Source organism: Sphingobacterium sp. UBA7631 (genome assembly GCF_002483935.1).
In the GTDB taxonomy this organism is placed as follows: domain Bacteria; phylum Bacteroidota; class Bacteroidia; order Sphingobacteriales; family Sphingobacteriaceae; genus Sphingobacterium; species Sphingobacterium multivorum.
Window position 1 is genome coordinate 1,159,371 of record NZ_DLIX01000010.1, and the last position, 12,942, is coordinate 1,172,312.

Genomic DNA, 12,942 nt, shown 5'->3' on the forward strand with positions numbered 1-12,942 from the left:
TTTTCAAGATACTTTTATATGAATAACATGAAATGATAACAATATATTATCTCCCTTGTTCTATAAATTTTATAAGCTTGTCAATCCTATTGTTGTTCCATTTGGAATTACAGCATTTTTTTTGATGACAACAATGCCGTCACAAATGGTATAGGTGGGGTGATTGGCGTTCAGCAAATGAGGTCCACCATTGATCCGGACATCGTTGCCGATACGACAATTTTTATCCAAAATAGCATTCTCAATATAACACCGTTCGCCAACACCGACCACAGGTATATTTTTACGCTTTGCTTCCTCCATATCGACGAGATCCTCGTAATAATCTGATCCCATCATATAAGTACCGCGCACAACAGATCCTGTACCAATCCGTGAACGAACGCCCACGACGGAACGGTCTATTTTATCAGCTTGGATAATACAGCCATCCGAAATGACCGAATTGATTAATGTTGTACCCGAAATCTTAGAAGGCGGCAACATCCTTGGACGGGTGAAAACCGTATTTTTATCAAACAGATTGAAGGCCGGAATATTATCGGTCAAACCAATGTTGGCTTCATAGAAAGACCCTATGGTACCGATGTCTGTCCAATAGCCCTCAAATTGATAGCTAAGCACCCGACTTGTATCAATGGCATCGGGAATAATTTCTTTACCAAAATCCATTCCGCGATTCTCTTCAAGCATACGTTTCAGGACGCCTTTTGAAAAAACATAAATACCCATAGAGGCCAGGAATTCTCTGCCCTCACCCTTTAAATGATCACTCACTTCTGAACTCCAGTCTACCAGCTGCTCGCTATTCGGCTTCTCGATAAAAGAGGTGATATGATTCTTTTCATCCGATTTCAGTATACCAAAACCGGTGGCATCTTTGGCGTTTACTGGTATAGTCGCAATGGTCAGGTCGCCTTCGTTTTCGACGTGGAAGTCAACCAGCGCATCAAAATCCATTTGATATAGCTGATCCCCTGATAAAATCAGTACATAGTCATAATCAATACTCGCCAGCTTCCGAAACGATCGTCGCACGGCATCGGCCGTACCCTCGAACCATTTGTCGCCATCGTTGGTCTGTTCAGCAGCCAGAATATCGACAAAGCCCTTGCTAAAAATACTAAAGTTGTAGGTATTCTTAATGTGGGAGTTGAGCGACGAAGAATTGAATTGTGTCAACACAAAAATCTTGTTAAAACCCGAATTAAGACAATTCGAGATGGGAATGTCCACCAAGCGATATTTCCCGGCAATGGGAACTGCTGGCTTAGACCGTTGATCGGTCAATGGATACAGACGTGAGCCCCTTCCTCCGCCCAAGACGATAGCTACTACATTATGACGTGACATATCAAATTACATTAATTGGTTATATAGACTTATATACTTCGCTGCAGATTTATCCCAAGAAAAATCCAACTGCATCATTTTACGTTGATTCTCCTCAAACTGCTTTTTACTATCGTAAAAATTTATAGCCCGAACAATCGCTGCACTAATTTCAGTGATTGTCAGACTATCAAAACCTATACCGTAGCCATCATTTTTCAGATCGATTACCGTATCTTTTAATCCCCCCACCTGATGCACGATCGGCAATGTACCGTACTTCATAGCATAGAGCTGATTAAGTCCACAGGGCTCAACACGGGAAGGCATTAAAAGAAAATCCGCACTGGCATAAAGCCAATGGGCCAGATTTTCATCATAACCAAAGAACACATCAAAATTATCAATTCCATCATCGACGAGTGATTTCACACGTGACTGGATCGCTGGGTCTCCGGCACCCAGTATAAATATACTTAATCTATCGTGATATTTCTCCGTCAAATCCAAAATTATCTCCGGAAGTAAATCCGCTCCTTTTTCTGTTGCAAATCGGCCGATAAAAACAAGTAACGGTCGATCTGGATTGATTTTATACTGCTTCGCCAAAGCCTCCTTATTTTTCAACTTTCCGGAAAAAGCTTGTACAGCATCGTAATTTTCTAGCAAGGTATAATCAATTTTAGGATCCCAGATTTCCCAGTCAATTCCATTGACAATACCGACAGATTTATTTCGCTCATCATAAAACAGCTGCTGCAAACCATTTGCTTCCACATAAAGCTCTTCCAGATAACCTTCGGAGACCGTTGTGTACGCATCGCAACATTTAATGAGGGCTGCAAGCGGATTAATTAAACCATCCCAGTCCAATAATCCCCATTTCCAACTATCGAAAGCGGGCAACAGAATAGCTTTACTCCAATGCGTCCAGCCCTGATACTGCCCATTGTGGACGGTGCCCACCGTTTTAACGTCGGCAAGAAAGTTATAGTCATTGCTATACCTCATCAAAAAAGGCATTAAGCCGACATGATGATCATGGCAATGCACGATATCAGGTACTATATTTTTATCCTTAAACCACGCCAAAACAGCATGTTGAAAGGCGATAAACTGCTCGCCTTCATCCGGATAACAATATACCTCCTGCCGATCGAGTTTACCTGGAATCTTAATCAGGTAGAGCTCAAATCCAAGTACCTGATGATCTTCCTTATAAACACTGTAGCGCAGCAATTCAGATCCTTGATAAAAAGTACCTTCATGAACTAGGCTAAAAGCATGATCCCTAACAAAAGGACGATCATACCAAGGCATGACAACCGCCGCCTCCCATCCCAGTTTGGTTTGGTATTTGGGCAGCGCGCCCACGACATCCGCGAGACCACCTACTTTGGCCACGGGATAACATTCTACACTCAAGTGAAATACGTTCATTCTTCTTTTACAGCATGAGATTTAATAACAAGATTTTATACAGGGATACGCTCGCCTTGTTTAATGGGATTGACTTCCTTTACCGCTCTCTTCCTTTTCAAAATATATCCGCCAAGCGGAGGTAAATGAACTTGAGCAGACTGTACCTGGTTCATCCAATGCAGGTATTCACTATGAATGAGCAGCTGATGTATTCCAGAACCGAAATAGGTCAAATCATCCGAATTCAACAGCACTTCCCATTCACCAGCGTAAGGTAAACCAATACGGAAATGTTCCCGAACAACAGGTGTTAAGTTAAGTACAACAACCGTATCATCCCAGGCGTCAAATCCCTTTCGCCAATAGACCACAACCGAATTTTCACGATCACCAGCATCTATCCATTCAAAGCCCGAAGCGTCAAAAGCCTTCTGGTAAAGACTTGGTTGGCTCCTATAAACCGTATTCAGGTCGGCTACAAATTGCTTCATACCCTGGTGTGGCGCAAATTCCAAAAGATGCCAATCAAGCGATTGGTTTACATTCCACTCCGAAGTCTGCCCAAATTCTCCGCCCATAAACAGCAATTTTGTTCCCGAAAAAGTATACATAAAGAGATACAATGCCCGCAGGTTGGCAAACTTTTGCCATTCATCGCCCGGCATCTTATAAATTAATGAATGCTTTCCGTAGACAACCTCATCATGTGACAGCGGTAGCATAAAATTTTCATGGAAAGCATATACTGTCGCAAAGGTCAGTCGATCATGATGATAGCTGCGATTAATCGGATCCTCTTTAAAATAATCCAATGTGTCATGCATCCAGCCCATCATCCATTTCATTCCAAACCCCAATCCACCAGCATAGGTTGGGCGACTGACACCCGGCCAGGAAGTCGATTCTTCCGCGATGGTCTGCACATGTGGGAAATGTCCGTAAACGGCCTCATTCAGTTCTTTTAAAAATTGTACCGCTTCAAGATTCTCATTTCCACCAAACTCATTGGCAATCCACTCGCCTGCGTTTCGACTATAATCCAAATAGAGCATAGAAGCAACCGCATCGACCCGAAGTCCATCGATATGAAAACGATCCAACCAATAAAATGCATTACTGATCAAAAAAGAACGCACTTCATTACGTCCGTAGTTGAAAATATAGGATTGCCAATCGGGATGAAACCCTTTCCGGGGATCTTCATGCTCGTATAAGCTCGTGCCATCAAAACGATAAAGACCATGTGCGTCACCTGGAAAATGTGACGGAACCCAATCCAGCAACACCCCTATCCCGGCGGCATGCAGCTCCTCAATCAGATACATGAGATCTTGTGCCGATCCGTAGCGTGAACTCGCAGCAAAATAGCCCGTTATCTGGTATCCCCAAGAAGGGTAATAGGGATGTTCCATCAGGGGCATAAATTCTACATGGGTAAAATTCATTTCCTTCACATAGGATACGAGCGCCACAGCGATTTCGCGGTAGTTGAGCAAAGTATCCGGACTTTCGGGATCCCGCGACCAAGATCCTAAATGCACTTCATAGACAGACAATGGTTGATCCAGCCTGTTTTTAACAGCCCTTTCCTGCATCCATTGCTTATCCTGCCACTCGAACCAGGTCGAATGAACAATGGAAGCAGTCTTTGGCGCGATCTCCCACTGAAAAGCAAAGGGGTCTCCTTTTTCAAGTTGTTCGCCAGTATAAGTCTCAATAACATACTTATACGCCTCCCCATTGCCAAGCCCCGGAATAAATCCCTCCCAGATTCCGCTACCATCCCAGCGCACATAGAGCGCGTGACGCGCTTTATCCCAAAAATTGAAGTTGCCGGTTACAAAGACCGATTTTGCATTTGGAGCCCAAACCGCAAAATAAACGCCTTTTTCACCATTGACTTCCAGCTCGTGTGAACCGAACTTTTCGTATAATTTGAAGTGCTTACCCGACTGGAATAAGGCGACATCAAATTCAGAAAATAGACTATGCAGAATTACTTCATTGGTCATGTTTTAACCTTCTATCAATATGTTATCAAATTCTCGTGCGACATTAATCCAATACCGCCCCTTATCATCTACTTGTACTTTTGTCTCAATACCATCAGTCTTCACCTTCTTAACCTGAAAAGGCAAGCCGATTAACTGTAATTTATATTCCTCATACCGCTCCGTAAAAAGCCCATCTTGCGTCTGTTTAATCGACAGGGAATCTTTGAGCCCCGATACGGTAAAGCATTTTTCAAGATAAATATCCTGCTCATAGGCAAAGGTGTCACCATGATCCGAATACACATACGAACGGGTTACACCTTCAGCGAAGTAAACATTGAGCTGCAGCTCCTCAATTTTCTTTTCACCAGTATATTGCATCACTGGATATTCGGGGATAACAGATCCCCCACGAATGAAAATCGGCATCTCATCAATCGGCGTAGGAACAGTATGTTCTTTACCGCCCACGTAGGTTTCATTATTGAAATAATAAAACCAAGTACCTTCAGGCAGATAGACAATCTTGCTTTTTTGTCCCGGCTGCAAAACTGGGGATACCAATATTTTATCCCCAAAACAGAATTCCTCCTCACGTTGCCAATTGGTCGGTATATGCTGTTCGACCATGGAAATCGGACGTAATATGGGAAAACCATACTTCGTTTGCTCCCAAAAACAGGTATAGATATACGGCAACAACTTATAACGGAGTTCGATAAATTTCCGATTGATCTTTTCCCAATCCTCCCCAAAACTCCAGGGCTCCCGGTCGCGGGTATCGCCAGCGGAATGCACACGCATAAAAGGCGAGAAAACGCCAAATTGCATCCATCGCGTAAATAACTCACCGTCGGGTTCACCCGTAAACCCACCGATATCCGTTCCACAAAAGGACATGCCCGAAGTCGACAAACGCTGTAACTGCAAGGTTCCCAACTTGAGATGTTCCCAACTCGCCAAATTATCGCCGGTCCAGACCGAAGAATAGCGTTGTGTTCCCGCATAAGCCGCTCGGGTGATGGTAAATGGCCGTTTATTTTTATACAATTTCTTTAAACCATCATAGGTTGCCCGGACCATCTGCATGCCGTAGATATTATGTGCCTTACGATGCGAACCCCGATGCCCGTCATATTGGTGACGTACATCGTCGGGGAACGTTCCGCGGCCAAATACGGCCGGTTCATTCATATCGTTCCAGAAGCCAGCCACGCCATCTTCCACAAGGCCCTGATATAAGGTGCCCCACCATTGACGAACCTCCGGATTAGTAAAATCAGGAAATTGACAACGTCCCGGCCACACAAATCCTTCCATAAAATAATCATCCCCGCGGCGACAGAAATACCTATTTTCCTTTCCTTCCCTGAACACCCAGTAGTTCTCATCAACCTTGATGCCCGGGTCGATCATCACCACCGTTTTAAAGCCATCATTGGCCAAATCGCTGATCATATTCTTAGGATTGGGAAAATACTGCTTGTTCCAGGTAAAACAGCGGTATCCTTCCATGTAATCGATATCAAGATAAATCGCATCACAGGGGATCTGTCGCTTCCGAAACTCCTCCGCAACCTTCCGGACATTCGCTTCGGGATAATAACTCCAGCGACACTGATGGTAACCAATTGCCCACAGCGGTGGCAGGTAATGCGTACCTGTCAGCGTATGATAGCGACGGATAACGTCGATAATATGTGGACCATGGATGTAGTAGTACTGCAGTTCCCCTCCTTCGGACCAAAAGCTTGTTTTTCCCGGATCTTCCGCGGCGAAATCAAAATACGTTTTAAAGGTATTGTCAAAGAATATACCGTAGGCTTCACCATCTTTTAAACCAATATAAAACGGAATAGTTTTATAAAGTGGATCCTGATCGTAAGCAAAAGCATAAGTGTCTGAATTCCAATTTTTAAGTCTTTTACCTCTCAGGTTCAATTTAGTGGCCTTATCCCCCAGTCCATAAAAAGCTTCGTTTTCAAAGGCCACTTTTGTGCTATATACATAATAGCCTCCAAAATCAGGGTTTTCCTCCCAGTGCATCGGCGCCAAATCTGCATTGAACAGTTTACCTGAACGATCAGCAAAAGAAATCAAAAAGTCATTCTTATTGATCTTACAGGAAATAGTATTCGTATGCACCAGATAATGATCTGCCTCTTCCTTGCATTGATGTATACTGACGCGGTGATCTTTCTTGGCCAAGGCATACGAAAAATCCTCCAAAAAAGTCCCTTGTGGAGCCAGCCGTACTCGCACGATCTCATCCGTGACGATCTTAATTTCTACCTTGGCTTTGCCGTCAGAAAAATAATAAGACTTATCGTTTTGATTGTGGGCTACTATCGTTTCAAGGTATTTCTTTTCAATTTTCGGTAAATCCAATACCGGATTATTCACATGATGCATACTCTCCAAAGTACCATCATTTTCCTCCTCATGTAGTGTGGTTTGATTTAGGTTGTCGTCTTCAAGCATAATTGTAATATGTTAAAAAGTTTCTGAAGGCTTAATTCCTCTTTAAGATAGAAAATTAATCCTGCGCTGACAACAAAACACAAAAAAAAATCCCGCCTATTGGGATAGACGGGATTTTTTTCAATACCTGTGGATAAACTTATACAGCTTACTTAACAAAATGCGCACGAAGCATCCAAGCCATCTTTTCATGCTTTTCCAATAGTCCAACCAAAAAGTCCTCCGTACCATTATCTGAAGTGCCTTTAACCACAGAAATGTCGGCACGAATTGACATCGCTATAGCTTCATGGTCAGCCAACAATTCTTTGTAATAGGACTGACTGTCGGTTTTTTCTGAAGTAGACTCCGTTAAACGAGTCAATTTCAAATATTTATCAAAGGTACCTACCGCATAATGCCCTAAAGTACGTACACGTTCTGCTACTTCATCGATCACTTCAGCTAGTTCATCGTATTGTGATTCCAAAAATAAGTGAGCAGCATGAAAATCCGCACCTTCCACATTCCAATGCGCGTTACGCGTCTTCATGTAGACAATGTGTTCATCTGCCAACAGCACATTTAACAACTTTGCAACTTTTTTCAAGTCCGCATCTTTAATTCCAATTGAAGTTTTCATATTATAATCTTTTGTTAACTATATGTTTTAAATGCTTAGTTAAATTTACCCAAAAATGCGGTAAAAACCAAATAAAAGCCAGTCAAATTCACAACAATTACCTCACCCCACTATACCAAACCAGACTTACATTTCGTATTACTGCAAAGCGTTTGCTAGACTGAAAAATGAAAAGCGAAGGCTGCACCGACAGTGTTCTTTGTAGAAACAGATAAGACCTAGATTGTACCTTATGAACGAAACATTTTAAACAAAAATCGATCAAGCTATTATTTAAAGCACATAATGTTGTATTTTTGCAGACATCTTTATTTTGAGGGAAAGCTGCGGACAACATGGACAACAATACCTATTTTCACAAATTCAAACAGGATATTTCAGCGATTGAACTTCCAACACGATTTACCTTCCCATTTTGCTATGAACCGCACCCCCTTGCCGTAACCGCCGCAAAAGAACTTCAATATTACATCGAAACACAAGAGGACTGGACCCACAATTTTGGCCTGGACAGCGCCATGGAGGGCCTCGCTATTGGAAAAATGTTCGGTGTGCTGGTTGTCAGAAACCAACACAATGAGCTTGGCTACCTTGCCGCTGTTTCGGGAAAACTGGCCGGAAGCAACAAACACCGCTATTTTGTACCGCCAATATTCGATATGTTGGAAGAAAACAGTTTTTTTCTAAACGAAGAGGTGCATCTCAATGCACTGAACCGCAAAATAGAAAGGCTTGAAAATAGTGAAGAGCTAGCAGACACGCAGCGTAATCTTGACCGGTTAAAAAATGAATGGGATAAGTCGCTCGATGAGCTAAAATCGAAATTAAGAATCCAAAAGAAGGAACGAAAAGAAACCCGTACAAAACTGAAGGTCAGTTTATCCGATGCGGAATATGAATTATTGATGGAAGACATGCGGAGCCAGAGTTTAAAAGACAAACAACAGCTTCAGCGCTTTCAATATGACATGCATTTGGCTCTGGAAACAGAGAGTAACCATTTACAACAATTGCTATCTACGATTACCGCGCTAAAAGAGGAACGCAAAACACGCTCAGGCAATCTGCAAAAACAGCTTTTCGAACAATATAATTTTCGCAATGCAAAAGGGCAACGCAAGAATGTCGTCGACATATTCCATGAATTTGACACGATAACTCCGCCTGCGGGATCGGGGGAATGCGCTGCGCCAAAACTGCTGCAATATGCATATGAAAACCAGTTAACACCCCTAGCTTTGGCCGAATTTTGGTGGGGCTGCTCCCCTGCATCTGAAATACGCAGGCACAAAAACTACTATCCGGCATGCCGCAAAAAATGTGAACCGATTTTAGGGTATATGCTCCAAGGCTTGGTCGTAGATCCGAATCCCATGCAGCAGGAAACGACCTTGGATATCGCACTTCCTCAAATTTATGAGGATGAAGATATTATCATCATCAACAAACCAGCAGAATTTCTTTCTGTACCAGGAATATATGTCAAGGATTCGGTCTACAACCGTATTCTTCAACGTTATCCAAAAGCAGGCCCGATTATTATCCACCGCCTGGATATGTCGACATCCGGCCTATTGGTTGTTGCCAAAAACAAAGAAGCGCATAAATTTATTCAGGATCAATTTATTCAGCATACCATCAAAAAAACATACATTGCCTTACTTGATGGTATTATCGAAGCTCCATCCGGCTTGATCGACCTCCCTCTTCGCGTCGATCTGGATGATAGACCCCGACAAATGGTCTGCTACACCTATGGCAAGCCAGCGCAGACAAAATGGGAAAAAATTGCGATAGAGAATAATCAAACTAGGGTCAGGTTTTATCCGTTGACTGGCCGAACCCACCAGCTCCGCATGCATGCCGTGCACCCCAATGGGCTAAATACACCTATTGTTGGTGACGATCTCTATGGCAAAAAAGCTAATAGATTACATCTTCATGCCGCTTCAATTACCTTTATACACCCTCGTTCCAAAAAAGAAATGACCTTCGAAATCGAGCCAGATTTTTAATAGCGCTGACTATATCGTTACAAAAGTCAGTAAATAAAGTAGCGGAAAATCATCGCCAAGTCAAAATGTAATGTGAAAATTATTGACCCAAATCAATAATTTAACATAAACAACTCACAAACAAAGACTTACAAACAAATGTAATTCAACTACTTTCCTTTATTACATTACAATAAAATTTTAATTATTCTTAATTTTTTGTTTCCTTTGTTCACTGATTTTTTGATTTTAATACCTATAAAGTCAAAAATAAAGTAGAAACAGGAAAACAATTTTGAATTTTCAAGATTATAGCAATATAATGAGAGCTAAAATAGACGCAACAACCTTCATAACTAAACTCTTTCTTTCGATAACGCTCGTACTAACGGTGTCCATGGCTTTTGCCCAAAACAAGACCGTAACCGGTACAGTTAAAGATGCAAAGACCAAGAATCCTATACCCTATGCTACCGTAGCCGTCGTTGGCGCTCCGGCTTCTGCTGGAACCACGACGTCGACCAATGCAAATGGTGAATTTAAACTTGTCTTTCCAACATCGTATGTAAAAATCAGAGCAAGTTACATTGGGTATGACAGCAAAGACGCTTTTGTTACGAATGATGCAACGCAAACAAAAGAAATTCTGATGGATCAACAGGACAACATGCTGGAAGAAGTTGTTGTCAAGGCCACAAAGAAAAAATACAGCAACAAAGATAATCCTGCTGTCGCACTGATCCGAAAAGTCATCGAGAATAAGGAGAAAAATAGACTTTCAGGACAACAATATGCTGAATTTGACCAGTATGAGAAGATGTCTTTAGGACTGAGCAATCTTTCGGAGAAATTCGTCAATAAAAAAATATTCAAAAACTATCAATTTCTTTTTGAAACGGACGACTCCGCTAAAACAGCCAACAAATATGTTTTGCCTGCCTTTATTGAAGAAAAAATGTCCAAGGTATATTACCGTAAAGATCCAAGCAAAACCAAACAGTATATCCTTGGTGACCAACGGGCACAATTTGACCCTAGATTTATTGATAATGATGGTCTGACAGCCTACTTCAATAAACTGTACGAACAAGTTGATATTTACGACAACAACATTTCATTGGTTACCAATCAGTTTTTAAGTCCAATTGCTAATTCCGCTCCTACTTTTTATAAGTTTTTTATAACGGATACCATTAAGACTGTTCAACCCTGGTTGGTCGAATTAAGCTTCTTTCCACGCAACAAGGCCGACATGTTATTTAAAGGTCAACTGTATGTGACGCTAGACGGCAATTATGCAGTGCAGGGCGCCAATATGACTGTGGCCGATGATATCAATCTAAACTTTGTACGTGACCTTCAGATACAGCTTAAATTTGAGAAAGACAGCAAAAGTCGCTTCTACCTAAAAACAAGTACCCTGGGTATCGATTTTTCTTTAACGGAAAAAGGCATGGGGATCCGCGGAAGTCGTACAGTTGATTACAACAATTACAAAGTCGGCATTCAGCGTCCTGATAGTACCTATGATGGTCCATCTACGGTCATTGCCTATAATGTAGAAAATAAGAAAGCGATTAAAACATTGTTTGAGACACAACGTCCGCTTGTCCTTGCGCAAAACGAACTGAATATTTATCATAATATTGACACCTTACAAAAGATCCCTTCATTCCGTTCGTTCATGGATATCGCTGCCTTATTGCTGTCAGGATACAAACAGGCCGGCCCAGTTGAGATCGGTCCAGTCAATACATTCTATAGCTTTAATCCCGTAGAAGGTTTCCGTTTACGTGTCGGCGGACGTACAACAGAAGCGCTAAGCAAGCGTTTCTATGCTGAATCGTATGCGGCCTATGGTTTTAAAGATCAGAAATGGAAATACTTTTTCAGCGGTACCTACGCATTTAACAACAAATCGGTCTACTCCTTCCCAATGCACTACATCAGGGCCTCTTATAAAAAGGATACGAAGATTCCAGGACAAAAACTGGAATTTATTCAGGAAGACAACTTCTTGCTGTCTTTCAAACGCGGTGATAATGACCGTTACATCTATGAGACAAATTACGGCTTAGAGTATAAAAAAGAATTTTTAAACCACTTGGCTATTGGCGCGGCATTCAATATCAACAGACAAACACCTGCTGGAAGCCTTACCTACCAGATGGTAGATGCCAACAATGAAAGTAGACTGTTTAATGAATTGAACTCGACAGAAGTATCCGTAAATTTCAGATATGCTCCACATGAAGAGTTCTATCAAGGCAAGATTTACCGGACACCTATATTCAATCAATATCCGATCTTCACGTTCAATTATACTGCTGGAATCAAAGGATTGGCTAAAGGTGAATACAATTATCACAACTTTAATGTTGGTGCATTCAAACGCTTTTATTTTAGTCAATTTGGATTTGCTGACGTAACAGCTGAAGGCAACTATATTGCAGGTAAAGAGATCCCATTCCCTTTCTTGACAATCCATCGTGCCAATCAGACCTATGCTTATCAATTGAACTCGTATAACTTAATGAACTTCCTGGAGTTTGTTAGTGACCACAATGCCTCATTGAACGTGCAGTATTACATGAACGGTTTTCTGTTGAATAAAATTCCTTTGATCAAAAAGCTTAAATTACGTGAAGTATTTAGCTTCAAAGGTGTATATGGCGGACTGCGCAAGGAAAACAATCCTGACGATCCTAACTATGGCTCAAAGGTATTCACTTGGCAGCACAATGCAGAAGGTGTACAGAGTTCTTATACCTTCGGTTCAGAACCTTATATGGAAGCCAGTATCGGTCTATCCAACATTTTTAAAATATTACGCGTGGACTACGTAAAACGTCTAAATTATCTTGATCACGTCGATGCACCAGCTTGGGGTATTCGTGCGCGGGTCAGATTTGACTTCTAATAGTTTCCATAAATTTATAGTATAATTTGAAGCCCTGTTCATATAAATGACGGGGCTTCTTTTTTTGCCCTAGACTTCCGCAACATAGGCTCCCCCGCCAACGATTTCTGGACGAAATAGCGGAGAAAGCTTCGTACCTGCTTCGTACCTTATTCGGAGATACAACAGATGTTGTAC

7 protein-coding genes are annotated in these 12,942 nt (G+C 41.8%); 2 read left to right on the plus strand and 5 right to left on the minus strand.

Translation table 11 applies throughout. From position 1 onward, the window contains the following. Positions 1–69 precede the first annotated feature (69 nt). From B3P16_RS21485 to B3P16_RS21505, 5 genes are all read right to left on the minus strand, one after another. Positions 70–1,353, minus strand: coding sequence for a glucose-1-phosphate adenylyltransferase (locus B3P16_RS21485; RefSeq protein WP_070569746.1), 1,284 nt, complete (start codon positions 1,351–1,353; stop codon positions 70–72). 6 nt (positions 1,354–1,359) lie between these two features. Then, positions 1,360–2,772 carry a glycogen synthase gene (locus tag B3P16_RS21490; protein ID WP_286844282.1) on the minus strand — a complete coding sequence of 471 codons (1,413 nt, stop codon included), beginning with the start codon at positions 2,770–2,772 and terminating at the stop codon, positions 1,360–1,362. A 35-nt stretch (positions 2,773–2,807) separates the two neighbouring features. Then, entirely contained in the window at positions 2,808–4,766 is a 1,959-nt protein-coding gene (gene glgB / locus B3P16_RS21495; protein WP_286832006.1) for a 1,4-alpha-glucan branching protein GlgB, read from the minus strand. Between the two features lie 3 nt (positions 4,767–4,769). Further along, positions 4,770–7,229, minus strand: a complete 2,460-nt coding sequence (locus tag B3P16_RS21500) for a glycoside hydrolase family 31 protein (RefSeq protein ID WP_286769716.1) — start codon at positions 7,227–7,229, stop codon at positions 4,770–4,772. Between the two features lie 148 nt (positions 7,230–7,377). Next, entirely contained in the window at positions 7,378–7,851 is a 474-nt protein-coding gene (locus B3P16_RS21505) for a Dps family protein (RefSeq protein ID WP_286844283.1), read from the minus strand. Between the two features lie 335 nt (positions 7,852–8,186). Here B3P16_RS21505 and B3P16_RS21510 point away from each other — a divergent pair, with 335 nt between their 5' ends. Together B3P16_RS21510 and B3P16_RS21515 are read left to right on the plus strand one after the other, a co-directional pair. Then, the gene (locus B3P16_RS21510) at positions 8,187–9,866 is read left to right on the plus strand and encodes an RluA family pseudouridine synthase (RefSeq protein WP_286832007.1); all 1,680 of its coding nucleotides are present in this window, start codon (positions 8,187–8,189) and stop codon (positions 9,864–9,866) included. A gap of 301 nt (positions 9,867–10,167) precedes the next feature. Next, positions 10,168–12,765 carry a DUF5686 and carboxypeptidase-like regulatory domain-containing protein gene (locus B3P16_RS21515; RefSeq protein ID WP_286754418.1) on the plus strand — a complete coding sequence of 866 codons (2,598 nt, stop codon included), beginning with the start codon at positions 10,168–10,170 and terminating at the stop codon, positions 12,763–12,765. Positions 12,766–12,942 lie beyond the last annotated feature (177 nt).